The 25,617-nt window shown below is 38.0% G+C and carries 20 protein-coding genes and 1 pseudogene; 8 read left to right on the top strand and 13 right to left on the bottom strand.

The features are described 5' to 3' along the window. Positions 1–131 precede the first annotated feature (131 nt). The 8 genes from HND50_15840 to HND50_15805 all read left to right on the top strand — a co-directional run bounded on the left by HND50_15840 (position 132) and on the right by HND50_15805 (position 14,709). Positions 132–1,298 carry a hydrogenase small subunit gene (locus HND50_15840; protein ID NOG46713.1) on the top strand — a complete coding sequence of 389 codons (1,167 nt, stop codon included), beginning with the start codon at positions 132–134 and terminating at the stop codon, positions 1,296–1,298. Continuing rightward, positions 1,295–2,281, top strand: a complete 987-nt coding sequence (hybA, locus tag HND50_15835) for a hydrogenase 2 operon protein HybA (GenBank protein NOG46712.1) — start codon at positions 1,295–1,297, stop codon at positions 2,279–2,281. Before HND50_15840 ends, hybA begins: the two co-directional genes overlap by 4 nt. Beyond that, the gene (gene hybB, locus HND50_15830) at positions 2,274–3,413 is read left to right on the top strand and encodes a Ni/Fe-hydrogenase cytochrome b subunit (protein ID NOG46711.1); all 1,140 of its coding nucleotides are present in this window, start codon (positions 2,274–2,276) and stop codon (positions 3,411–3,413) included. The genes hybA and hybB overlap by 8 nt, the downstream gene beginning before the upstream one ends. A gap of 205 nt (positions 3,414–3,618) precedes the next feature. Beyond that, positions 3,619–5,316, top strand: a complete 1,698-nt coding sequence (locus HND50_15825) for a nickel-dependent hydrogenase large subunit (protein NOG46710.1) — start codon at positions 3,619–3,621, stop codon at positions 5,314–5,316. A gap of 29 nt (positions 5,317–5,345) precedes the next feature. Further along, positions 5,346–5,912 (top strand): HyaD/HybD family hydrogenase maturation endopeptidase, encoded by a 567-nt coding sequence (locus HND50_15820; GenBank protein ID NOG46709.1) that lies wholly within the window; start codon positions 5,346–5,348, stop codon positions 5,910–5,912. A gap of 320 nt (positions 5,913–6,232) precedes the next feature. Continuing rightward, on the top strand, positions 6,233–13,366 hold the full coding sequence (locus HND50_15815; protein ID NOG46708.1) for a T9SS type A sorting domain-containing protein: 7,134 nt from the start codon (positions 6,233–6,235) through the stop codon (positions 13,364–13,366). Positions 13,367–13,587: 221 nt separating this feature from the next. Further along, positions 13,588–13,827, top strand: a complete 240-nt coding sequence (locus HND50_15810) for a hypothetical protein (protein ID NOG46707.1) — start codon at positions 13,588–13,590, stop codon at positions 13,825–13,827. A gap of 315 nt (positions 13,828–14,142) precedes the next feature. After that, positions 14,143–14,709: a GPP34 family phosphoprotein gene (locus HND50_15805; GenBank protein ID NOG46706.1), complete on the top strand. Its 567-nt coding sequence runs from the start codon at positions 14,143–14,145 to the stop codon at positions 14,707–14,709. A gap of 39 nt (positions 14,710–14,748) precedes the next feature. Here the strand turns inward: HND50_15805 and hypE are convergent, their stop codons facing one another. The 13 genes and pseudogenes from hypE to HND50_15740 all read right to left on the bottom strand — a co-directional run bounded on the left by hypE (position 14,749) and on the right by HND50_15740 (position 25,533). Continuing rightward, complete coding sequence (hypE, locus tag HND50_15800) at positions 14,749–15,807, bottom strand: hydrogenase expression/formation protein HypE (protein NOG46705.1); 1,059 nt, start codon at positions 15,805–15,807, stop codon at positions 14,749–14,751. A gap of 56 nt (positions 15,808–15,863) precedes the next feature. Then, a pseudogene (locus HND50_15795) lies at positions 15,864–16,217 on the bottom strand (four helix bundle protein). Between the two features lie 25 nt (positions 16,218–16,242). After that, a complete protein-coding gene (gene hypD / locus HND50_15790) occupies positions 16,243–17,343 on the bottom strand; it encodes a hydrogenase formation protein HypD (protein NOG46704.1) in 1,101 nt (366 codons plus the stop codon). A 107-nt stretch (positions 17,344–17,450) separates the two neighbouring features. Then, positions 17,451–17,765, bottom strand: coding sequence for a HypC/HybG/HupF family hydrogenase formation chaperone (locus HND50_15785; protein NOG46703.1), 315 nt, complete (start codon positions 17,763–17,765; stop codon positions 17,451–17,453). A 60-nt stretch (positions 17,766–17,825) separates the two neighbouring features. Next, the gene (gene hypF, locus HND50_15780; GenBank protein NOG46702.1) at positions 17,826–20,102 is read right to left on the bottom strand and encodes a carbamoyltransferase HypF; all 2,277 of its coding nucleotides are present in this window, start codon (positions 20,100–20,102) and stop codon (positions 17,826–17,828) included. Between the two features lie 11 nt (positions 20,103–20,113). Beyond that, positions 20,114–20,782 carry a hydrogenase nickel incorporation protein HypB gene (gene hypB, locus HND50_15775; protein NOG46701.1) on the bottom strand — a complete coding sequence of 223 codons (669 nt, stop codon included), beginning with the start codon at positions 20,780–20,782 and terminating at the stop codon, positions 20,114–20,116. A gap of 9 nt (positions 20,783–20,791) precedes the next feature. Beyond that, positions 20,792–21,430: a hypothetical protein gene (locus tag HND50_15770; protein ID NOG46700.1), complete on the bottom strand. Its 639-nt coding sequence runs from the start codon at positions 21,428–21,430 to the stop codon at positions 20,792–20,794. Further along, a complete protein-coding gene (locus tag HND50_15765; protein NOG46699.1) occupies positions 21,431–22,132 on the bottom strand; it encodes a hypothetical protein in 702 nt (233 codons plus the stop codon). It lies immediately after the preceding gene. Beyond that, complete coding sequence (gene hypA / locus HND50_15760) at positions 22,125–22,490, bottom strand: hydrogenase maturation nickel metallochaperone HypA (protein ID NOG46698.1); 366 nt, start codon at positions 22,488–22,490, stop codon at positions 22,125–22,127. Before hypA ends, HND50_15765 begins: the two co-directional genes overlap by 8 nt. A 197-nt stretch (positions 22,491–22,687) precedes the next feature. After that, a complete protein-coding gene (locus HND50_15755) occupies positions 22,688–23,152 on the bottom strand; it encodes a hypothetical protein (protein NOG46697.1) in 465 nt (154 codons plus the stop codon). A gap of 2 nt (positions 23,153–23,154) precedes the next feature. After that, entirely contained in the window at positions 23,155–24,498 is a 1,344-nt protein-coding gene (locus HND50_15750; GenBank protein ID NOG46696.1) for a HAMP domain-containing histidine kinase, read from the bottom strand. 203 nt (positions 24,499–24,701) lie between these two features. After that, positions 24,702–25,088: a response regulator gene (locus HND50_15745; GenBank protein NOG46695.1), complete on the bottom strand. Its 387-nt coding sequence runs from the start codon at positions 25,086–25,088 to the stop codon at positions 24,702–24,704. Beyond that, positions 25,081–25,533 (bottom strand): hydrogenase maturation protease, encoded by a 453-nt coding sequence (locus HND50_15740; GenBank protein ID NOG46694.1) that lies wholly within the window; start codon positions 25,531–25,533, stop codon positions 25,081–25,083. The genes HND50_15745 and HND50_15740 overlap by 8 nt, the downstream gene beginning before the upstream one ends. Positions 25,534–25,617 lie beyond the last annotated feature (84 nt).

Here is a 25,617-nt window from a genome sequence, read left to right as displayed (position 1 = left end):
TTGCGATTATATTCAAACTCATACAATTCTAAAGACCGAATACTCTTCTATACTTCCACTCTGCAATCTTAAAATTGAGACTCCATTAACACCTCTTTGGACACTAAACTCTTGTTTAGGAGGAAAAAGAAATGGCTAATTTATTGGACTCATATCCATCACCCGGAAGAAATAATCAAAGCAGTATTATAAACGGTGTTTCACGAAGACATTTCCTTAAATTTTGCGCAGCAATTACTGCATCACTTGGACTCCCTTTAAGTACGACCCAGCTACTTGCACAGACAATTGAAAAAACCCGTAGAACACCTGTAATCTGGCTGCATTTCCAGGAATGTACCGGTTGCACCGAATCTTTGCTTCGGGCAACTCATCCAACGATAGAACACCTTATCCTGGATTTGATTTCGCTGGATTATAATGAAACATTAAATACAGGATCGGGCCATCAGGCAGAAAAGGCTTTATATCAATCGATCGAGGAAAACACTGGTAAATTTATTTTAATTGTTGAAGGCTCCATTCCGGTAAAAGAAAATGGTATCTATTGCAAGATTGGAGACCGGACCGCTTTAGATATTTTGAGAGATATTGGACCAAAAGCCGCAGCTGTTGTTGCAATCGGATCTTGTGCATCCTGGGGTGGTGTTCAGTCCGCAGAACCAAATCCAACAGGTGCGACACCGGTTAATAAAATTTTAACAATCCCTGTGATAAACCTTCCCGGATGCCCGGCAAGCCCATATAACCTACTTTCAACAGTCCTCTATTATTTAACCCTAAAAAAACTGCCTAAACTGGATGATTTCGGTCGCCCCGTTTTTGCTTATGGTCGATTAATCCATGAGCATTGCGAACGACGTCCACACTTTGACTCAGGCCGTTTTGCCAACGAATATGGTGACGATGGCCATAGACGTGGCTGGTGTTTGTATAAAATCGGTTGTAAAGGACCGGAAACATTTGGCAATTGTTCAACACAACGTTTCGGGGATGTTGGAAATGCAACTTGGCCTGTAGGTACAGGCCACCCTTGTTATGGGTGTACCGAAGAAGGTGTCGGCTTTAACAAACCATTACATCAGCAAGCGAGCGTATTCCCTTTTACTCCACCTGCATCATACCCAAATATAAATGATGACAAAGGAAGCGGAGTAAGTGTAGGAGCCGCCGCCCTGGTTGGGGCTATGGCCGGTGGTGCCATCGGTGCCGGTGTAAAAATATCGCATTCCTTAAAAAAGGCAGATGAAGAAACTGCTACTGAACAAAATAAAGAAAACAATCAGGAGGCGTTATGAACATTGATCGAAGGGATTTTTTTAAGATCTTCTCGGCGGGTGTTGTAACTGCTTCTTCAACTACAAATGTCATCGCCAGGGAACCAAAAAATCGTTTAAAAGATGCAGTAGGGATTTTGTACGATGCAACACTCTGTATCGGCTGTAAAGCATGTGAAGTTGGGTGTAAAATCCTAAATAATAAAACTGCTGAACATAAAATTGAAAAAGAACTTGGCGTTCCCAAAAGCTGGGATTCTGCATCAGATCTGTCAGTAGACACTTTAAATAAAATTAAAGTCTATAAAAACGGCAATGACTTTTCATTTGTAAAAAAAGCTTGCATGCACTGTGTTGATCCGGATTGTGTTTCTGTATGTCCGACAACCGCGCTTACAAAAAACCAAACTAATGGAATAGTATCTTGGGATATAGATGCCTGTTGTGGTTGCCGTTATTGCCAAATGGCCTGCCCTTTTAATATTCCAAAATTTGAATTTGGAAAAGCCTTCCCAGAACTAAAGAAATGCGAAATGTGCCAGCATTTAATTGCAGATGGAGGAATTCCCGGTTGTTGTGAATCTTGCCCGTGTGGTGCTTCCATTTTTGGCAATGTAGAAGACTTGTTGCAGGAGGCCCACCGAAGGTTGAATTCGGGCATCGGGGAAGAGTACAATTTTCCAATATCAGAATTGGAATCACAATACAGAACAACAAAACCAATCTCAAAATATGTGAATTATGTATATGGTGAACATGAAAATGGTGGGACACAATACATTATGCTTTCAGCTATTCCATTTGAAAAATTAGGGATGCCGATTTTGCCCGGTCAGTCCGAGGCTGTGCTATCTGAAGGCATTCAGCATACCTTATATAAAGGATTAATTGCCCCATTTGTGCTATTTGCCTGGTTGGCATTCGGTGCTCACCGTTCATTAAAAAATGAATCAACCGAACTGGACACTGAAAGCGATGAAAAGAAAGGGGGTAACAATGAATAAGCCAAAAGAACTCGGCGGGAAAATTATGACTACACCCTTCAAAATTTTAATGATCTTCGCCGGTATTGCAGCTGTCCTCATGTTAAAAAGATTCATTTTTGGATTAGGATCTGTAACCAATCTTAATGACGGTTATCCCTGGGGATTATGGATCACTTACGATGTTGTAACCGGGACTGCAATTGCCTGCGGCGGCTACTCTATGGCTATGTTGGTGTACATGCTCAACGGCGGTAAATATCATCCTTTGGTCCGTTCTGCTTTGATGGCCGGGATGTTTGGTTATACTTTAGCCGGTGTTTCCATTTATTTGGATGTGGGAAGATGGTGGCAATTGCACAATATTTTTCTGCCATGGTATGCAAACACCAATTCTGTAATGTTCGAAGTAGCTGTTTGTGTGGCCTCTTATGTAGCGGTAATGTGGATTGAGTTTTCTCCTGCTTTTCTGGAAAAACTCAACAAGACCAATGCCTTGCGCAAACTAAAAAAAGTAATGTTTATTTTTATAGCCCTGGGAATTTTACTACCAACTATGCACCAATCATCACTGGGAACAATGATGATAATGGCGGGATCAAAGCTTTCACCCTTATGGCAAACTCCCTGGCTTCCACTGCTCTTTCTAATGTCGGCTATATCCATGGGTTTCGCGATTGTTGTTTTTGAATCATTATTTGTTTCAACAACAATGAACAGACCTTTTGAAACACCACTACTATCTAAAATTGGAAAAATTATCGCCTATCTGATTGTTGCGTACCTGGCAATCAGGCTAACCGATTTAATTTGGCGGGGCACTTTGGGCTCTGTTTTAAATTGTGATTTAAAAAGCTTTATGTTTCTTTTCGAAAATGCGCTTTATATCTATCCGGTTGTTATCCTCACTTCTAGCAAAAAAAGGCAGAGCAGGCAATTTCTTTTTCTATCGGCCTCTTCCATGGTATTTGCGGGGGTAATATATCGTTTTAATACATACTTGATTGGATTTGATCCAGGCGGTGGATATCACTATTTCCCGGCAGTACAAGAAATATTAATCACAGTAGGAATTATCTCAATGGAAATTATTTTGTACCTGATTTTTATAAAGCGGCTACCTGTTTTACCAGAAGTGAAAACTGCCACTTGATACAAAATCAAAAGTAAAAATTGTTTTTATTGCAAAGAATTGGAAAATAACAAATGACAAATCATAAATATCAAATAAAAAAACAAAATTCAAATTCCCAAACAAACGTTTACCAGGCTTTATTTGATTATTGTTCGTTATCATTTGGAATTTATTTGTCTTTTGTTTTTTAAAATTTTGTGATTTAAAAACATTGGAGAAAAAAATGGCACGAATAACAATAGATCCCATAACCCGGATTGAAGGCCACTTGAGAATTGACTGCGAAATTAATAATGGTAAAGTCACCAAGGCCTGGTCATCCGGCCAGATGTGGCGAGGCATTGAAACTATTTTAAAGGGGCGTGATCCACGGGACGCCTGGCTTTTTACACAACGGATCTGTGGGGTTTGCACAACGGTGCATGCCATCGTTTCCGTCCGGGCAGTAGAAAATGCTCTTAAAATGGAAATACCTTTAAATGCCCAATATATCCGCAACATTATTATGGCGGCCCATGCCCTTCATGATAAGCTTGTACATTTTTACCACCTCTCTGCCTTGGATTGGGTGGACATTGTATCCGCATTAAAAGGTAATCCTGCGAAAGCGGCAAAACTGGCACAAAGCCTTTCGCCCTGGTTCCGCAACAGCAAACAGGAAATGAAAGCGGTTCAGCAAAAACTAAAAGGATTTGTTGATTCCGGCCAGCTGGGAATTTTTAGCAGTGGTTATTGGGGGCATCCGGCCATGAAACTTTCGCCCGATGTGAACCTGATCGCAGCGACACATTATATGCAGGCCTTTGAATATCAAAGAAAGGCAAACCAAATCGTCTCAATTTTGGGTAGCAAAACACCTCATATTCAAAATCTGGCAGTTGGGGGCGTTGCCAACCCAATCAATCCTGATAACCAGGCAGCCTTAAACATGGAACGGCTTTACAATATAAAAACCGTTATTGATGAACTTGGCGATTTTATCAAACAGGTTTATGTAGAAGATGTCTGCACAGTAGCGGCTTTTTACAAGGATTGGCTCAATTACGGGAAAGGAATCGTAAACTATCTCAGCGTTCCGGAATTTCCAATTGATACTAAAGGTACTCAGTTTATGCATCCCGGAGGTTACATCCCAAATGCCAATCTTGGAAAGTTTAAAGCAATCAACAGTTTTGATGATCAATATTTTAAGGATGGAGTCCAGGAGAGTATAAAACATTCCTGGTACGATGGTGAATGGACCAGGCACCCCTGGCAGGAAGAAACTGAACCGAAATACACAAATTTTAATGATAATGAAAAATACTCATGGGTAAAATCGCCTACATTTTTTGGCGAACCGGCTCAGGTTGGACCGTTGGCAAATGTTTTGGCTATGTATAAAGCAGGCCACGAACCAACGCAAAGATATACAAACTATGTACTTTCCAAGATTGGTACAATTGCGGGTCATAAAATTCCGGTTTCTGCATTGCATTCAACCTTGGGGCGGCATGCTGCACGCGCGGTAAGTTGTGCCGTTTTCTATGAAACACTGCAAGAAAATTATAAACTGCTGATGGCCAATATCGCAAAGGGTGATTTTGCTACTTTCAATAAACCCGAGTTCCCGGAAGGCATACAAAAAGGATTTGGTTTTCACGAAGCACCCCGTGGGACACTTTCGCATTGGATTATTATTGAGAATGGGAAAATCAAAAATTACCAGTGTGTAGTTCCTTCCACCTGGAACTCCAGCCCACGTAACCAAAATGATGAACCGGGCCCTTATGAAGCTTCACTTGTCGGCAATCCGGTAGCCCAGAAGGAGAAACCTTTGGAAGTTTTAAGGACAATTCACTCGTTTGATCCATGCCTGGCCTGTGCCATCCATCTGCATGATAATAATGGCAGCGATATTGTAAAAGTAAAAGCCCTTTAATTTTAAGAGCGAAAAGCATAGGGCGTAATATGCGCTCTACCCGCTTTTCCAAAGTTCTTATTTCTATGAATAAAACTCAATCGCAAACAGCCATAATTGGTCTTGGTAATATCCTGTTAAGGGATGAAGGTATAGGTATCCATGTTATTAACAATATGAACCGCAAATATACGTTTAGCCCACACGTAAACCTTATAGATGGTGGAACAAGCAGTTATGATCTACTTCCCTATTTTGAAGAAAACAAAAAAATAATAATTGTTGATGCAATAGATTTCGAAAAAGAACCGGGATATATCAACTCTTTTGAGAATGATGAAATACTGATGGGTTTAAATAAGAAATTATCATTACATCATCTTGGACTTACCGACCTTTTAACGGACCTGAAAATTCATGGCCTTTTACCTCAGGAAATTTTTCTTGTAGGAATGCAACCTGCCAAAATAGAAATGGGTTTAGATCTTTCAAAAACAGCCTTAACTAAGGTTAATATTTTGATAGACACCGTGATTGACAAATTGAAACAATGGAGTATTAAACCCATTTCTTTAGGAAAAAATAAAGTCCACGCGGATGGAAGAACTTATTTGTAACTTATTACAGATTAATAAAATCTTTCTAAGACAACTGCCTTTACAAACACTTTTTTAGATTATTTAACTCAATCCAAAAATTCTTTTCTATTTTATTTTTCTTGCTGGTTTAATTTAGTATATTTAGCCAGAATTATAGATGTATGTCTGATTCATTATTTTCGAGGATAATGACTTTTGGGAGTTCCTTTCCCTGATCATGATTACAAGCAAATTTCAAGAATGTAATCCAGACTATATCATATTTTAAAAACTTTACTCCCCGTTATCTTTTCTTCAGTGTCAGGAAAATATCCTATTTTATTTACCGGAGGTTTACTATGAGTCCCCTCTTTTCAAGTAGAATTTTAAATGCAAAAATTTTCAACTTAATATTCTATTGTTTTGCTTTTATATTTTTTATAAGCACGCTAAATGCACAACCTTATGCACAGCAAACCATTTTAAATGCAACAGATGCTACTGCTGCTGACAGATTTGGTTCATCTGTTTCAATGGATGGCTTTTGGGCACTCGTTGGTGCTCCTGGTGAGGGCGGAGAAAATGAAATACACAGCCATGGTTCCTCTTATTTTTATCAATACGGAATAAATGGCTGGCTTGAGTTTCAAAAAATCACAAGTAGTACTGATTTGCCACAATACCAATACTTTGGAACTTCTGTTGCGCTAAGCAAAAACACTGCTATAATTGGTGCGCCAGGCATTTTTGGCGAAGTTGGTAATGTATCCGGAAAAGCATTTGTTTTTGAGTTTGACGGTGAGAGCTGGAACGAGGAACAAGTTTTTACAGCAGATGCGGACTCACTCTTGTTTGGAGAAGCTGTGGATATTGATGGTGACTTTATGGCTGTTGGTGCACCCGCCACATTCACAGCAGACTCCGGATCTGTATACATTTATCAAAATGATGGAAACAATTGGGTATTGCGGGACAGGCTAAGGGCCAGCGATGCATCAGCAGGAGATGGATTTGGTATTGATGTCAGCATTAGTGGCAACAAAATAATCGTTGGTTCAAATAATCGTGGAGCATACATTTTTAGGTATGATGGTATATCTGATTCATGGATTGAAGAACAGCACATCAGGTATATAAATGAAAATACATTTACGCTTAGCGGCACATCCGTTGCGATACACAAAAGCAGGATTTTAGTAGGTACTTTTGATAATGATGGCCGGGACCACGTGGCTGTATTTAGTTTTAGTGATAGCACATGGTTACAGGAAACAGAACTTATGGGCTGGGGCCTTGACGGTTTTGGACATTCTTTGGCATTAAATGACAATATTCTGGTTGTCGGGGCATATCTTGGTGGGCATGACTTCCCTCAGGGAGTTGTAATTGCATATCGTTATAATGATGGTTTTTGGGACGGTGTAGAAAACTGGTTAAATGAAGGCGAAGCTGACCAATATTATGGTTATTCAGTTGATGTACATAATTCAACAATTATAAGTGGTGCGCCACGTAAAAGTAGCTGGACCGGAGCCGCTTACATTCATGAACTGACATACAGGCCTTATATCACCAACATTTCAAATGGTACATATAGCAACAGAAATAAAATATCCTGGAGTCTTGGGGATGTACCTACTCCTTTAGGCTTTAAAATATATCGCGAACAGGAATTGATTGACTCTACTTCTGTTTCAACAATGGCTTATTATGATTATGATGCGATTCCCGGGAAATTACAACATTATGGAGTTTCTTCCATCGGTAGCTATTGGGGCGAATCATTGCCAGATTATTCACTGGGTTGGCAACAGGCAAATGGCAAACTGGAAGGCCGGGTTAAAACACCTTATGGAGCCGGTGTTGACAGTGTGGAAATAAATATTGAGTCATCCGGCAGTTCCATTTTTAGTTGTCTGGAGTTTGATGGTGAAAACGATGTAGTTCAAGTTGATCATGATAATTCACTAAATATTATCTCTGACGAATTTACCATTGAGGCCTGGATTAAAAATACAAATACTCCCGGATCAAATTGGAAAAGAATTATCACAAAAAGAGGTGATTCACACTATTGGTATTCTCTCTGCCTACTAAATGATAAGCTTACGCTGGAACTAGGCAATACCGAAGTTGCCTACGAAACATTCAGTATAAATGAAAAAATTCAAGGTGATGATAAATGGCATCATATTGCAGCCAAGCGTAATTCTTCCAATGAAATATCTCTGTTTCTCGATGGGCGTGAATATTATGCCGGTGTTTTTACTTATGATTTTAACAATACAGAAATCCTCGAGATTGGTAAATGGGAAAACGAGGCTTATGATGGGGAATCTTTTAAAGGGAAAATTGATGAAGTTCGCATTTGGAATGTAGAGCGCACTGAAGAAGAAATTTTGGCCAATATGAACCGGTCTTTGAAAGGTGATGAAACCGGTTTAGTGGCCTATTGGACTTTTGATGATTTGCCCACTCGAACCCCTGAGGGTATTGTTGGCGAATATTCCAAGAACTCCGGTCTTCATGGCAAGTTATTTGGTGCAGAATACAGCCCTGTATCCAATTCTGCTTTTGGGACTATTTTAACTGATGAGAATGGAAATTACGATGTAGCTAACATCTATTACGGCAACTCTTCTTTGTTAGACCTTACACCGAATAAATTGGGCCATGCCTTTGATCCAGGTATCAAGACGATTGAAATGAACCAGACCCGCTATGAGCTTGAATCCGTCGATTTTATTGATACCACATCTCTTACAATCGCCGGAACAATTTTGATGGACGGAACCAGGTGTACCGTTCCTGGAGTAGAAATAATTTTAGACGATGCACCTACCGGAATTATTACAGATTTAGCCGGCAAGTTTAGCCTGTCAGTAGACAGGCCCGGGTATTATAATCTTAAATTTGATTATTCAGACTCAGCTTCTGCACACGCCTTTAATCCAAACAGCCTTGGTTTAGATTTGCAGGATGACAAACTGGGCCTGACAATAATCGATACAACAAAACATAAACTAAGCGGAATGCTACGCGGTGCTTGCGATGGTCATATCGGCAGAGCAGAGATTTTGGTTACAACAATGGGCGATGCTGCCGGATGTTTTCAAGACACTATTATAACAGATTCAAACGGTAATTTTAGTGTTATACTGCCTGCACAGATTTATATGTTGGATGTAATTAACGTCTATCCGGATGACCCGGAATTGCCTGCCCAGAGAGTTTTGCAATATTTTAGTGCAGATACCATAAATTTGAAATGGCATGATCAACGACATGATTTTATTTACAGGGAAACGCCGCGAATTGTTATAAACAACTGGCCGGATTTTGGTGAAGGTGATTATAATGTCCCCATTCTTGAGCAAGATTTTACTTATGATCTGGAAATATTAATAGAAGATGTTTGGGGTGATGAATCCTGCCCGGTTAACCAGGGCAGCATCACAATTTATGATGATCTTTCCGGCAATTCAGATCCTGTTACAATAGATTTGGTTGATGGAGTGGCCACTTACCAATTTATTCCGGGCGAACCAAATATCTTTGCAACGGTTGGTCATCCATATCAAAAATTATTTGAAGTAGTGGCAAATATTGGTGAAGAAACTACAAGCTTACAGCAATGGGCACTAATTACCGGACATCATCCACGCTCACAAACATTCACAGCTACAACACCGGAAATGCCCTTTCTTATTTTGCGTGATCCTCCAGGTGACAAAAGTTTTTCATTTTTAGAAAAGGATGAAACCATTGCCTGGTCCACCGTTCATTCGTATCAACCATCTTTTGCTGCCGGTGCCTGGTGGGATGTAAGGGTTGGGGCTATTGCAGATGTTTCGGTTGGAATAGGCGTTGTAAGTATTGGCTCATCGGCCGGGGCGTATGTTATTGCCAGCGGTTCTGTACTTGTTGGTACGGAACATAATATTAAAACCGGAAAACTACACCAAATGACTTTTGCCGAAAAATTTAGTACTGCCGATAATGATAATTTCATAGGAGAAAGCGGGGATGTGTTTGTGGGTGCTTCGTACGTAAACCTATATGCCCTAACAGATGTTATTGGATACGACTGGACTTCTCATGAGGTAGTTATAGACACAACACTTGCCTGGGAACCAAAGGCTATAGAATCAACTTTTACATATACAGAATCACATATTAGAAATACTCTGCTGCCGCAGTTACGTGAATTGAAATTTGTTGCCAGATCAGAAGAATCAGACAGCCTTGTTGTAAAATATGAAAACTCCATAAATACCTGGGAAAGTATTCTTGCCCGCAATGATAGTCTGAAAAATATTTCCGTATTTGAAAAAAATATTTCTTTTAGCGCAGGAGCACCATACAGCTCCACGCATACTATCGAAAATGCCAGCTATTATTCTTATGATTATTCAATATTTGTTGAAGCAGAATTGGCCCTTGGAATAGGCATTGTAGATAGAGGTGTGCCAGCTGAAGGAGGCGTAATTATTAAGGCAGGATTCCGCTATCAAAGAGTAGATGAAAGCACGACCACAACAAAAATCACGACAGGTTATACACTTGATGATGATGATGCCGGAGACTTCTTTAGTGTTAATTTAAAAAATGATACCCAATTTGGTACGCCGGTATTCGATGTTGTTGGCGGTACAAGCAGTAATCCATGGGAAAAAGGAAGTCAGCCGAGAGATGGTGTTGATATCAGCATGAACAAATATGAAGCTTACAATATTCAACCCGAAGATCCGGCACCTTTTATTTTATATTTAGGGAATAAAAGTGAAAGCGGCGAAGAAAGAGAATATCATGTTTCGGTTATCCAGTCCAGCAACCTGGATGGAGCCATTATCCGGATTGGAGGTGTAGTCATAGAAGATCACCTTTCTTACACCATTCCTGCCGGAGAACAATTAACCGCAACTCTCTCTGTAGACCGCGGACCAATCGCATACGATTATGAGAACCTTAAAGTTAAAATGTATGCACCGGGTGATGAGCAGGCAATTGCCGATACAGTTACGTTTTCTGTCCACTATATTAGCCCTTGTAGTGATGTAAATCTTTTAATCCCCGAAAACAACTGGGTACTCAACTCCTCCGATAATGATACGTTGCAATTTGTAATTAATGAATACGATACTGACAACCAGCATTTAAAAAGTGTTAAGTTTCAATACCGCCGGCGTGGTGAGGGATGGAATACGCCGTTTATATATGCCAAAGACAATATTGCTTCTGAGTTTATAATGAAAGATTGGAACATAAGCTTTTTAATGGATGGTGAATATGAACTGCGTGCTGTTAGCGATTGTGGCCAGCAGGGTGTAAAATATTCTGCTATTGCCGAGGGAGTTATCGACCGTAGCGCATTAATTGTTTTTGGAACACCGGAACCATCCGATGGTGTTTTAAATCTTGGAGAGGATATTACTTTTGCTTTTTCCGGGGAAATTGATCCTGCCTTTTTAAATGAGAATAGCGCTTCACTTTTTGTAACTGAAGACAGTACAGAAATTGAAATTGTTACAGCCGTTTTCGAAAACACATTGATCATTACGCCACAAGAAGACCTTGCACTATTTGAAGACAAGTTACTAACTGCAACTGTTTCCGGTATCCGAGATAAAAATGGGAACAGGTTGCGCAAAAAAGTAAGCCATATATTTAGAGTAAATCAAAGTCCTGTCTATTGGTCCGTACCAAACGTGGTTTATACAATTTACCAGGATGCTGATGAAAGTTTTACACGCACGCTTAAGAACGCCGGCGGGTTGGATGAAAGTTTTACAATAATGTCTCATCCACAATGGCTTACACCAAGTATTATGAATGGCTCTATCCCGCCATCAGGTGAACAGGAAATAACCTTTAATGTAAACTCACAATTAAACGTAGCATCTTATCGTGATACAGTTGTCGTTGTCACATCATCAGGCGAAGAGCGGCTTTTGGTAACATTAAATGTTCTTCACGAAGCTCCATTGTGGCAAGTCAATCCTGCCATATATTCTTTTAGCATGAATCTTACCGCACAGGTTGTTTTTGATGATACGCTTTCCCGGGACGTTTTTGATAAAGTTGGGGTCTACAATGGAGATGAATTGCGCGGAGTAGCACAGATTGAACATGTAGCGGCCATCGATAAATATGTTGCCTTTATTACAGTTTACAGTAATCAGGCCTCTGGAGAAATACTTACGTTCCGCTTGTGGGATGCCTCAAAAGGAAGGGAATATGCTTTTTTTGGAAGTGATTATACATTTACCAGCAATAGCACTCTTGGAACTGTTTCTGCACCACTTATCATAGAACCCGATGCCCATGTGCAAGTTATAGATTTAAATGCAGGCTGGACCTGGTTTGGCTTAAATGTTTATGCAGGATCTGTGCCGTTGGATTTTGCTTTGAGCAGCCTTAATCCATCTGAAGGCGATCTAATTAAAAGTCAAAATCGTTTCAGCCAATACAGTAAAGAATTAGGATGGCGTGGCGGGCTTCGTTCGCTGGAAATTGGATCTTGCTATCAAATTTATCTAAAAGGTGGCGGCTCTTTTCAATATACAGGGGCGCCCATTGATCCGGTTCAGGCAACCATGAACATCGAAAAAGGCTGGAATTGGATTGCACATATGAATCCAAAAATTCTGGACTTAAATGAGACTTTGAATTTATTCCCGGCTGCTGCAGGTGATCGTATTAAAAGCCAAACGGAATTTGCGGATTTTATTGCGGCCACCCAAACCTGGGAAGGCAGCTTAAAGAAAATGGTTCCTGGCCAGGGCTACTTGTTTAAATCCAACACAGAAACACAATTTCAGTATCCTGTCCTTGGAAAAGTTTCCTTTTCATATCCCGCGATTCCGGAATGGGAAATTGATATCAATGCTTATGAGTACAATATGAGCATGACATCTGTAATTGAATTTGATGATAAAGAAATGCAAGACAGCACATTGATCCTTGCTGCTTTTTCAGATTATGAATGTCGGGGTTTAACACAAATCCAGTATATTCCGGAAATGGATAAATATATCGGATTCCTGCCAGTTTACTCGAATAAAGTAACAGGAGATTCAATTAATTTTGAAGTCTTTGAACCTTCATCAGGAAAAAGAAGACCGGTAACAGAAAAAACAATGTTCACAACCGATAACTTAGTCGGCAATCTGGATGAACCATTTGTTCTTTCAGCGGAACCTATCGGGGATGAGCTTGTGCCGTATAAGTTCTACCTGAGACAAAATTATCCAAATCCTTTTAATCCGGAAACAATAATTGAATATGGTCTTTCCCAGGATAGTGATGTTGAGATTACAGTATATAATACACTGGGCCAAAAAGTGGCTACGCTTGTGAACGAATTTCAACAAGCCCATCATTACAAAATAACTTTCAATGCTTCTGATTACTTTTTGGCGACTGGCGTTTATCTGTATCAGATAAAATCAGGTAATTTCGTAAAAAGAAGAAAATTACTATTTATTAAATAGAACCGTTTCCCGACTTGTAAATTAAGTTTTATGAGTCGGGATTTTCATGTTTAATGGTTTAATTTTATTGATAAGGGAATAGCAATCTTCATCATTAAAGAAAGGCAGCCATAATTAGAACTGAATTTCTGAAATAAATTAAAAATTTTTACCAAATTAACTCGAGTTATTAAAACTATCATTCGATGATTATAACCTGAAGGCTAACAAGGAGAGTTAAAATGGTAAAAAATATTGAAGAAACAGACGCTGTGTCATTTGGATTTATGATGCCATTAGGTATTTCGTCAAAAAACCATAGAATATTTTACGATGTGCCGGACTTATATGCCCAAAACATGGAAGGGACTGTTTATAAATTTGAAGACGACAACTTTAATGGAAGCTGGAATCAATTGACAAAAAAGTGCATTGACCGGTGGATTTCCGAAATTCGCTCACATCAGGATAAAAACTTCTAAAACAAATCCAACACGGAATTGTACAAGCCTTATTTTACCGCTAACAGTGCCAAAAGATATCCTGCTAAATTTGATCCTGCACCTGACAGAAGATTTATTTTGCCTGCTTTTAGGAATGAATTAGTAATTTTTAAAATAAAAAGTTGGTTAATAATTTATCTCGTAACCTTAAGTCAGAAGAATCGTCCCTCTAACCTATAGAAACAAATAAAAATTTTACTACAATGGAGCAGGATTTATAATGAACAATAATAGACTTTTTCTACACGAAGAAATATTACTGTTGGCCCTAAAGCAATTGTTGCAGAACTTTTATTGAATAAAACCATTTCTGTTGATAACTCTAACAAGAAAAAATTATTAAATATTCAAGACAACTCAATAATGGGTGAACCGCTATTAGAAGAATGTCGTCAAAAAATTGCAAATGCAAAAAGACGCGCTAGTATCACAACATGGGTATCACGTTTTGCCGGGGTTAAAAATTTAAAACATCGTATTGCGGGAGAATTAGTAAAAAAGGGAATTCTCAGGGCTGATGAAGACAAAGTACTATTAGTATTTTCAAGGAAAATTTATCCTGAATTGAACCCGGAACCTGAAAGAAAAATAATCGACCGTTTACACAAAGCCATTTTTGAAGATAATGAAGATTTTGATGCAAGGACGGTTGTCCTTTTATCGCTTGCAAACAGTGCCGATCTATTACGTTTGAATTTTGATAAGAAGAAATTAAAAAGCAGAAAAAAGAGAATCGAAAAAATTGTGAATGGAGAATTAGCAGGAAAAGCTGCCAAAGAAGCAATTGAAGCTGTGCAGGTCGCAATAATGGTCGCAGCAATTATGCCTACAATAATTACAACAACTGTTGCAACATCGTAAAAACCTTCCAGGCTTTTGAAACCCGGAAGGTTTCACATTTTAACAAATTCTTGGTAACTGTTCACCAACCAACATGTCAACTATTCGCCAGGCACCGATTCGTGTCTGCATAGTAACCATCCCCGGCTTATCTTTTATTACATCTCCGATGATTGCGCTCTCTTTGCCAAGTGGATGAGATTGCATGGCCTTTAAAACTTTATCTGCATTTTTACGAGAAACAGATACAACCATTTTACCTTCATTAGCAACATATAGCGGATCGAGTCCCATTATTTCACAAGCCCCTTTAACTGGTGCATTTATTGGGATTAGTCCTTCTTTTATCCGGAGTGTAACGGCAGAGTCTTCTGCGAATTCATTTAAAATAGCTGCCACACCACCGCGGGTTGCATCGCGCATTGCATGGATATCCGGGCCACCCGCTTCAAGAATTTTTTCTATTAATCCATTTAAAGCAGCTGTGTCACTTTTAATGGGTGCATCAAAAGCCAGCCCTTCTCTTTGCGACATTATTGCCATACCATGATCAGCAATTGTGCCGTTAATAATCAACACATCATCTGGCTGCAAATTGGATGAACCAATTGAAAAATCATGATCAATAATTCCAATTCCTGCAGTATTGATAAAAACTTTATCGCCTTTGCCTTTATTTACAACTTTTGTATCGCCTGTAACAATCATTACGCCTGCTTGTTTTGCGGCATCACGCATAGACTCAACAATTTTCTGCAGCTCTTGCATTGAAAATCCTTCTTCTATAATAAAGCCTGTACTAAGAAACAATGGTCTTGCACCGCTCATACTCACATCATTTACAGTTCCATTTACTGCCAATTCACCAATATTTCCGCCCGGAAAGAAAAGTGGATCGACTACAAACGAATCCGTACTAAAAGCAAACTTCTTGCCGTTCATTTCAATTATAGCCTGGTCATCTTTTTTATTTAGAAGCGGATTATCAAAAGCCCATAAAAATAATTTACTGATCAGGTCATTCATCATTTTTCCGCCACTACCATGGCTAAGTTGAACTTTATCATGTTGTGTAATCGGGAGTGGGCAACTCAGACCTTCAGGGAGAATTGTCGTCATATCTTAATCCTTTTAATCTTAAAATGAAAAACTAAAAAGTAATAGTGAAAAATAAACTATCTATTCCTTTTTGAAGTTTTTACAGTTGCAACAAGCATTGAAATTAATTCGTTACAATCTTCTTTTAAACTCTTAAATAATTCTTCTTTTACATAATCTGATTCTATTAATAAGTCTAACCAATAGTCTGTTTCATTTGCCTCTTTTAAGGCAATACTCATTTTATTAATGAAATCTGCTTTGCTTTGGGCAAATTCTGCTTCCCGAATTTATGCACCAATTGCAGTTCCACTTTTAAGAATTTGTCTGCTTAAAACAAATTCTTTCTTTTCATTTGCTAAAAAGCGAGATAATTTTACAATTCTGACTGAAAAATTAAAACTTTTATCTTTTAATACAGATTTACTCATGCTTTTTATTCTTCACTTTTCAGTCTTAACTTTTAACTGGATTATGTCTGTTATAAGAATAATAAGCCGCGCAAGCTCCTTCGCTGGAAACCATGGTTGCACCAAGCGGATTTTGAGGCATACATAATTTTCCAAAGGCCGGACATTCATGCGGTTTTTTTAGACCTTGCAGAATTACACCACTGATACATTCTGCCGGTTCGTCAACATTTATTTCACCAAGATCAAAAACAAGGTCTGCATCGTGTCTCTCAAATTCTGGGCGCAGACTAAATCCACTTTGTGGAATTTCCCCTATACCGCGCCATTTTCGGCTGGAAACCTGAAATACTTTTCCAATTAAATCTTGTGCCGGGATATTACCTTCCCGTTTTACCAATCTTGCATATTGATTTTCAACTTCGTGTGTTCCTTTTTCCAATTGGCGTATTGTCATCAGAACACCTTCAACAATATCCATCGGTTCAAAACCTGTTACTGTTATGGGCACTTTGTAATTTGCTGCAATCGGGATATATTCTTCCCAGCCCATTATGGTGCATACATGGCCGGCGGCCAAGTATCCCTGGACACGGTTTTGCGGCGAAGAAAGTAAAGCCTCCATTGCTGGTGGAACAAGGACATGCGAAACTAAAATTGAGAAATTGGTCAACCCTTCTTTATGTGCCTGCCAGACAGCCATTGCGTTGTTTGGTGCCGTGGTTTCAAAACCCACTGCAAAAAAGACAACTTTTTTATCCGGATTTTCGCGGGCAATTTTTACAGCATCCAAAGTGGAATAAACCACACGAACATCACCACCTTCTGATTTGACCATAAACAAATCTTTGTTGGAACCTGGAACTCTAAGCATATCGCCAAACGATGTAAAAATCACATCAGGGCGGGAAGCTATTTCCAGAGCTTTGTCGATTTGTTCCAATGGAGTGACGCAAACCGGGCAACCCGGGCCGTGAACCAATTCGATTTTATCCGGTAATAACTGGTCAATACCATTTTTCATGATTGAATGGGTTTGACCGCCGCAAATTTCCATAATTACCCATGGTTTGGTTGTAATGGCATGGATTTCATCCAGCATCTTTTTTACAATTTCAGGATTTCTATATTCATCAAGATATTTCATTTTCCTTCTTTCCAATTTTTTAATAATACCGCGAAGAACGGAAAGTGCGCAAAGAAACTTTTTATGTATAGCGATACGCTCCTCTCCCTACGCAATACGATCACGCTTTATTTGCTCTCTTTTCCCTTTTCACTTCTATCTTTTAACTTTTCCTCTTCAAGCGGCATACCAAAAATATCTGCGCCTTCTTTTTCGGCTGCTTCAATTACTTCATCCCAGGCATCATACGTTTTTTGGGCTTCTTCTTCATCGATTATATTGATGGCAAATCCGGCATGAATTACCGCATACTGACCTATTTCTATTTCAGGAACATACTCCAGACAAGCACTATTTACAGTACCGGCATAGTCAAGTTTACCCATTTTGAGCCCGTGTTCCTCATATATTTCAATTACTTTTCCAGGTATTGCCAGGCACATATTTTTCCCTTTCTGTTATTCTCAAAACTTTTTATAAACTTTGTTATTTTATTGCACTCATCACAAACTCTTCAACATGGAGTTAGCAATTGCAATTTGCCCCAAGGCCAGGCCGCCATCATTTGTTGGAACCTTAGAGTGCGTTATTATTTCAAACTTCTTTTGTCTAAGCAATTTTACTAATCTATTAAAAAAACAGGCGTTTTGGAAAACTCCACCGCTCAATGCCACATGGTTTATTTTAAAATTCTGACGCGCATTCTCTGCAACTTCTGCAAAAAAGAAAGCTAATGAATTATGAAATTTGGCGGAAATAATCGAAACCGGAATTTTATTATGCACATCATCAACTACCTGTTTTATTAATGATTGCACTGACAGGACTCCAAGATCATTCACTGCAAAATCATAATGATCATCAACCGTTTCATCAAGAATCATTTCCATTTTTATAGCCGCTTCTGCTTCAAAAGTTACCTCAGAACAAATCCCAAGCATAGCAGATATTGCATCGAATAAGCGACCACAACTTGATGTTAACGGACTATTTAAATTCTGATTAACCATTTTCTCTATTAATATAATTTGATCGTCTGGGATTTGTTTTAAAAATGGTAATTCAAGTTTAGAAAAACCTTCTCCAAAAGTTTTAAAGAGATAGCTCAAAGCCATTCGCCAAGGTTGCTTAATGGCCATAGAACCGCCGGGCATTGCAACGGGTTCCAGCCAGGCGAAACGCTCAAAGCCATTGAAATCGCCAATAAGCACTTCCCCGCCCCAGATTGTGCCATCTGTTCCAAAGCCGGTTCCATCCAAAATTAAACCGATCGTTGGTGAAGAAATTTTATTTTCAGCCATCACCGATGCCAGGTGTGCATGGTGATGCTGAATTTCCAATATTGGTAAATCCTGCTTTTTTGCCCATTTTGTAGAGAGATATTCCGGGTGCATATCACAAGCAATAACCTGTGGTTTTATCTGTAGAATGTTTTGTAAATGATCAATGCTGTGCTCAAAAAAATTATATGCCGATGGATTATCCAGATCACCTATATGCTGGCTAAAAAAAACAGAATCCTTTCGTGACAAAGCAAAAGTGTTTTTTAACTCTGCTCCAACTGCCAGGATATTTTTTTGAGTCTCATTTTTTATAAAAACCGGTTCAGGCACAAATCCACGCGAGCGTCGTATTAATCTCGCTTTATCATCCACAACACGAATAATAGAATCATCACAACGCTGCAGAATGTCCCTGTCGTGTAAAAGAAAATAATCAGCAATATTTGTTAAGCGTTCTACAGCTTCATCATTTTTTATTGCGATCGGTTCATCGGTAAAATTTGCACTGGTCATCACCAAAGCATTAAACTGCTCCATTAAAAGAAAATGCAATGGCGTGTAAGGAAGCATAAATCCAAGATAATTATTTCCCGGTGCAATGGAATCAGAAATATCGATAGATTTTTTTGCCTTCAATAATACAATTGGACGGGTATGATGATTTAAGAATTTTTCTTCATCAACTGAAACCAGGCAATATTTTTTTATTGATGCGATTGAAGGCGCCATTAAAGCAAATGGTTTTCCCTGGCGACCTTTTCTGATGCGCAGTTCCTGTACGGCCTTCTCATTAAAAGCATCAACAACAAGATGAAATCCACCAAGACCACGGATTGCAACTATTTTGCCTTTTTGTAATAATTGAACCGTTTCAGAGATTGGATCATTCGAAGTTATTTTTTGATTATTTCCGTCAAACAAACTCAGTTGAGGTCCACAATCCGGGCAGGCATTTGGCTGTGCATGGAACCGTCTATCTTCAGGATTGCGATACTCCTTTTCACAAGCCGGGCACATAGGAAATACTGCCATTGATGTAAAGGGCCGGTCATAAGGAATACTTTTTACAATCGTGTAACGGGGTCCGCAATTTGTGCAATTTATAAAAGGATATTTGAAACGGCGGTCATTTGGATCTGTGAGCTCATTCAGACAGTCTTCACAAACTGAAACATCAGGAGAAATTAATGTTGTAGCAGTTACTTTGTTTTTTGTTTCGACGATTTGAAAAATTTTATCAGAATTAGTCGCGATTTCATTTTTTTCAATATTGGTAATTTTAGATAGAGGAGGGGCTTCAGTTTTGATCAAAGTTAAAAATTCATTCAGAGATTCTTTGCTTCCCTGCACTTCAATCAAAACACCGTCACTGTCATTATTTATAAAACCGGCAAGATTGCATTGTTTTGCAATCCGATAAATAAACGGACGAAATCCTACACCTTGTACAATTCCATTTATTTGAACTCTGTTTCGAAAAATGATGCGATCACTCAAAGCATTGAATCCTATGCATCACGTTTTTGAACAACTAATTCTTTTAACCATGAATACCATGCATCCAATCCTTCGCCAGTACGGCAGGACAGTTCAAATATTTTTAGGTCGCCATTTATTTGCAGCGCGTTTTTCTTTACTTCTTCCAAACTGAAATCGCATAATTCAAGCATATCTATTTTATTAATCACCATCACAGAGGAACGTCGGAACATGGATGGGTATTTTAGAGGTTTGTCATCTCCCTCGGTAACACTTATCAGAACAACCTTCATATCTTCACCCAAATCGTAGCTGGACGGGCAAACAAGATTGCCAACATTTTCGATAATGAACAGGTCCAGATCAGAGCTGTCAATTTCCGGTAAAACCTTGCTCACCATTTTTGCATCCAAATGACAAGATCCACCGGTTACCAAAGGTTTAATCTTTTCACCACCGGCGCTTATCAGGCGATTGGCATCATTTTCTGTTTGAACATCTCCGGCAACCATCCCAATTTTCAATTCGCTTCGAAGCTCTTGCAATGTTTTTTCTAGAAGACTCGTTTTTCCGGAACCGGGTGAACTTACAAAATTTAATGAAGCTACCTTATTTTGAGTTAATTCATTTCTAATTTCTGCTGCAAGTTTATCATTTTCTGATAAAACTTTTTTTTCAAGTTTGATTGTTGTTGACATTTTTTTCCTTTATTGATAATAGCGGTCATCATCCCATTTTAATGGATTATCCCGAATATAGGTTTTAATACGGTAAAACTCTTTTTCATTTCTAATAATGTGATCATGGAAATTTCTTTGCCAGACTGGAATTCCAGGAGAATTACGGATTTCATTAATCTTTTTTGAAACGGCAGATTTGAAACCCCGAATAATAGCACCCACAGTTTTAGATGGTGATTTTAATTTTGATTCATTATCACCTAAAATTTGTTTATTTAATAAGGGCGTATTGCAGACATTTGGTTGTTGTTGGTTATTTTGTAGGGGCGTATTGCAATCCATTGATGGTGATAATTTATCAGGTAGGGGCGTATTGCAATACGCCCCTACTGAATCATCAACAATCTGAATTATACCATGAATATGATTTGGCATTACGCCAAATTCATCCAATTTAATATTTTGACGGATTTCTGGTGTCCTAATCCATTCATCTATTACAATTTCGCCATATTTATTTATTATCATTTTGCTGTTTTCTATTTCACCAAATATGTGCTCTTTCTTATATGTACAAATCGTAATAAAATATAAACCCGGTTTGCTATAATCATAATCCATTAAACGATATGATTTTCGATGATGTATATCCGGGTTATACCCCATTTATAATCCTAAAAACACAATTGCCATCCCGGATAAAAATATTGCAAAACCGGAAATTGGGTGAATATATTTTTCCAAAGCACCAAGTTTAATTTTTGTTAACCCCCAAACCGAAGCCATAACAACAGAAAGCATTGTTGCAATTGTAACAACACCAAAAACTATCGTAACATAAACAACATCCATAGTGCTGTTTCTGGCGGCAGGGTACATCAACAGTGGAATTAGAGGCTCGCATGGTCCAAGCACAAAAATTACAAATAACAACCAGGGTGTGGTTTCTTTTTTTGCATGTTTATCATCTTTTGCATGTTCATGGTCATGTTCATGATAATGATGTTTATGGGATCCAAAAAGATGGCTATGCCCTGCTTTTCCTCTATAGACTTTATGAAGGCCCCATACAAAATAACTTAACCCAAAAATGATCAGCAACCAGGCAGCAAAATCACCTCGTAAAGATTCAATCGATTCCAATTTAAAAACAGCAATTGCAAATGTAATCCCAATTATACCCAGCAAAACTGAACTCAAAACATGGCCAACTCCACACACGATTGTTACCCAGGTTGTTTTGAGCATGGACCATTTCCGCGCTTTTGCCATCATTACAAATGGCAGATAATGATCGGGCCCCAATAAAGTATGAAAAAATGCAATTGAAGCCGCAGTTGTTACCAAAACGAGTGTTTCACTACCCATTTACATGTTCCCTTTCTTCATCAATTTCCAGATAAGCAATATCAAGTTCTTGTCCTTTTTCCATTTTTATTGAGGGCGACTGGCAAGAAGGACAAGTAAAAATTAAATCTTTCACTTCAAATGATTCTGAACAGTTTTCACATTTTCCGCAAATTGGAACTTCTTCTATTTCCAATTTAGCCTTTTGAAGTGGCGTATCAAGTTTTAATGCGTCAAATCCAAACTCAAGAGAATCTGCCAAAATCCCGCTCAAGGCCCCAATTTTTAAACCTATTGCTTTTACTTCAGGTAATTTTTTTTCTTTAATTTCGTCCAATACAATATTTAAAATTGAATTGGCTATTGATAGTTCGTGCATATAATTCCATTATATATTCGGCATATAATATAGGCAATTCTAACAACTATCTAAAGCAAAATATTGCCTTATTAACACCAAATATAAACAATAATTCAATTTATTAAAAAATAGGAAAGCCTCTGTTTTCCTGTTTCAGTTAAACAAAATTTAGATTAAAAAAGGTTGGAAGGTGTATGATGAAATAACAATTTTTTTTATGGAAGCTCAAACCTTTTCAAGATTGCACTTTTACCAATCTCTAACTGGCTTGTTTTGATAACGCAGCAAACACTGGAAATACTGCTGGAGATACCAAGAATGTTTACACCTGCGGAACCAAGAAGAGTACAAAAACGTGCCGCTATAGAATGTTTTTCACGAAAATGCGGGCCATAAATTCCGATTGTGCTTACATTGTCTGTCTTGATAATTTTCAATTTTTCAATTGATTCTTTATGCTCAATCATAAAGCGGTCAACTTCTTCTGCAAAACTGTCTTTTATACAAATTGCAATTACTGCCGATCCACTTATGCTATTTGTTTCGGTTATATATTCAAGATTGATATTTCGTTGGGCATAGAATTTTAATATCGAACCTGCAGCGCCCGGCTCATCTTCCAGTGTTGAAACCATATACATGGTCAGGTCCCGGTTTTCAATTATCCCACCAATTTTCATTACTATTTTCCTTTTATTGGCAAATAGATTGTAAATGTCGTTCCAATATCTATTTTAGAAGATACCTCAATCCTGCCAGTATAATTTTCTATAATTTGTTTTACAAGACTAAGCCCTAAACCTGTTCCAAAGTTAACAACTTTTTTTGCATTTTCTGATCGGTAAAACTCTGCAAAAATGTTCTCCAAGTCCTTTGGTGGAATACCAATCCCGGAATCAGTTATAACAATTTTCAGCAAATTATTATTACTTTCAGAGCTAACCTTAACTTCCCCTTTTTCTCTATTATACCTAACCGCATTTCCAATAAGGTTATCAAATATTTTTTCAAAATCACTTATTTTTCCTGTTAGATAAGGATCTCCTTTTTCGATATCTACGGCAAATTTAATATTTTTAACATCTGCATTTTCAGTTTCTCTTTCAATAGCCTGGTTTAGTATTTTGTTTATTTCAACTTTTTCTGTATAAACCTGAGGCGCTAATGTTCTGTTTCTGGAAAGCTCTAATAATTCTTTTAAGATGTTAAGCATTTGTGTAGAACGGATTGATGCCCTTTTTAAAACACTCAATGGCCTTTCATCTATTTTATCTGAGTAGTTTGCTATAACTCCATCTATTGATGATTTAATTGCTACAATTGGTGATTTTAGTTCATGCGAAGAATACTGAAAAAACTGTGTTTTCTGCTGATCTGCTTTTACAAGTTTTCTATTCAGGCTATCAATTTCCCTTTTGCTTTGCCGGAATATTTTCATAAAAGTTGTACAAATGTATGTTGTAATAAAAACAGTTACAGCAAAAATTATCAACACTAAAATTATCAGGGCAAGGTTTTCATGTGTATCCGTATTAAAAATACAGTAATGCGGTACAATCATTGTGTATTCGCTATAAACAAGTCCCGAAAACAAAATGATTACAAAAGTTGCAATTACATATGGGTACCATCGTGGCAAAACTATACTGCTTAAAACAACATGAAAGATATAAAAAAGATATACCGGGTTTTCAACTCCGCCCGAAAGATGGATTAATACTGTTAAGATTATCAGGTCGATTACAATATGAAGTGTTAGGAAAATAATTTCATATAAAAAAGTAAATTCTTTAAAAATTTTTAAAACGAATACATAACTTAAATTTATAACGGTAAGAACAACTAATAATTGCCAAATTGTTTCAAAAGGAAGTGCTAATTCAAAAATATATTTTGTGGTTATCGTAGCAAGAAAAAATCCAACAATAGCCAGCCATCGTAACTGGATTGACCATGATAATCGTGATTGCAGAATCCCGATGCTCATAAATGGAAAGCGCTCGGTCAGGATTTGGTTTATCTCCACACAGCTCCTTAATATTCATAATTTTTATCATTAAGTTTTAAAAGAATATCAAACTGCAAAGTTCAATAATCAAATAAAACCAAAACAACATAATAAATAAAAAGAAAATAAATGTCATTCTGTAAGAAACCTTTTCTCTAAAGAATAAGGCAATAATGAAAGATTCTTACAGAATGACGGTAAGAGTATTAGAATATCCGAATCTAAAATCCAAGATTATTTTTTACAATCTCAATCAACGCACCCGGATTCACAGGTTTTTCAATAAATTCATTGACCGGTAAAAAGTCTTCATCTTTATCTTTATCAAAAGTAAAGCCGGTTTCCTGGCCAACAGCAGAGAGCATTACAATCGGTAAGTCTGCTGTTTTTTCATTATTCTTAATTTGATAAGCCACATGAAAACCTTCATCCTGGCTGCCCATCATTACATCTAAAATAACCAGGTCCGGTTGTTCATTTTCAATTTTTGAAAGACCTTTTTCTCCATCCTGTGCATCAATAACCTCAAAACCTGCACTTTCAAGGGTCATTCGCATTGCTTCCACTAAATCAATATCATCATCAATAATTAATATTTTGTTAGGCATAATTCTGTGCCTCCTTATTTATCAAATTCACTATTTCGGGAATGCTGTTTTTTACTTCATCAGAGAGATTTGTATCGAAAGCTATCTCTTTGGGTTCTACACCAAGTATTTTGCATGGAGCAACCTCACCCATTCCCTTAGCCATTTTATATACATCACCAAATCCAAAACCATGCAGAGAAACTATTTTTGCCGCATTGGCGATTGTTGCCTCGGTTACATCAAACATTCTGATTTCACCGGGGTTCATTCCCATCTTTGCACAATCAATAATCAGCAGTGGTTCTTTGTCCATCAGATGTTCCAGCATTGTAAACGCATCAGCTCCGGCATCAATCAGTTTTGCCGGTATACCATTTGGCTTTTTTTCAAGCTCTTCTATTATCAATGGGCCAATAGCATCATCGCCACGTAAAGCATTCCCAATGCCAATTACTTTTAACATTCTTCAACCTCAAATTGTCATGCAGAACGAAAGTGAAGCATCCTATCCGACTTGGGATTCTTCACTCCGCTTCGTTTCATTCAG

This window comes from Calditrichota bacterium (genome assembly GCA_013112635.1).
GTDB lineage: Bacteria > Calditrichota > Calditrichia > Calditrichales > J004 > JABFGF01.
This window is presented reverse-complemented; position numbering and strand designations above follow the sequence as displayed.

Excerpts from the sequence above, each read along its gene's own strand:
- HND50_15840 (NOG46713.1), top strand. The coding sequence starts at position 132 with ATGGCTAATTTATTGGACTCATATCCATCACCCGGAAGAAATAATCAA.
- hybA (NOG46712.1), top strand. The coding sequence starts at position 1,295 with ATGAACATTGATCGAAGGGATTTTTTTAAGATCTTCTCGGCGGGTGTT.
- hybB (NOG46711.1), top strand. The coding sequence starts at position 2,274 with ATGAATAAGCCAAAAGAACTCGGCGGGAAAATTATGACTACACCCTTC.
- HND50_15825 (NOG46710.1), top strand. The coding sequence starts at position 3,619 with ATGGCACGAATAACAATAGATCCCATAACCCGGATTGAAGGCCACTTG.
- HND50_15820 (NOG46709.1), top strand. The coding sequence starts at position 5,346 with ATGCGCTCTACCCGCTTTTCCAAAGTTCTTATTTCTATGAATAAAACT.
- HND50_15815 (NOG46708.1), top strand. The coding sequence starts at position 6,233 with ATGAGTCCCCTCTTTTCAAGTAGAATTTTAAATGCAAAAATTTTCAAC.
- HND50_15810 (NOG46707.1), top strand. The coding sequence starts at position 13,588 with ATGGTAAAAAATATTGAAGAAACAGACGCTGTGTCATTTGGATTTATG.
- hypE (NOG46705.1), bottom strand. The coding sequence starts at position 15,807 with ATGACGACAATTCTCCCTGAAGGTCTGAGTTGCCCACTCCCGATTACA.
- hypD (NOG46704.1), bottom strand. The coding sequence starts at position 17,343 with ATGAAATATCTTGATGAATATAGAAATCCTGAAATTGTAAAAAAGATG.
- HND50_15785 (NOG46703.1), bottom strand. The coding sequence starts at position 17,765 with ATGTGCCTGGCAATACCTGGAAAAGTAATTGAAATATATGAGGAACAC.
- hypB (NOG46701.1), bottom strand. The coding sequence starts at position 20,782 with ATGTCAACAACAATCAAACTTGAAAAAAAAGTTTTATCAGAAAATGAT.
- HND50_15770 (NOG46700.1), bottom strand. The coding sequence starts at position 21,430 with ATGGGGTATAACCCGGATATACATCATCGAAAATCATATCGTTTAATG.
- HND50_15765 (NOG46699.1), bottom strand. The coding sequence starts at position 22,132 with ATGGGTAGTGAAACACTCGTTTTGGTAACAACTGCGGCTTCAATTGCA.
- hypA (NOG46698.1), bottom strand. The coding sequence starts at position 22,490 with ATGCACGAACTATCAATAGCCAATTCAATTTTAAATATTGTATTGGAC.
- HND50_15755 (NOG46697.1), bottom strand. The coding sequence starts at position 23,152 with ATGAAAATTGGTGGGATAATTGAAAACCGGGACCTGACCATGTATATG.
- HND50_15745 (NOG46695.1), bottom strand. The coding sequence starts at position 25,088 with ATGCCTAACAAAATATTAATTATTGATGATGATATTGATTTAGTGGAA.
- HND50_15740 (NOG46694.1), bottom strand. The coding sequence starts at position 25,533 with ATGTTAAAAGTAATTGGCATTGGGAATGCTTTACGTGGCGATGATGCT.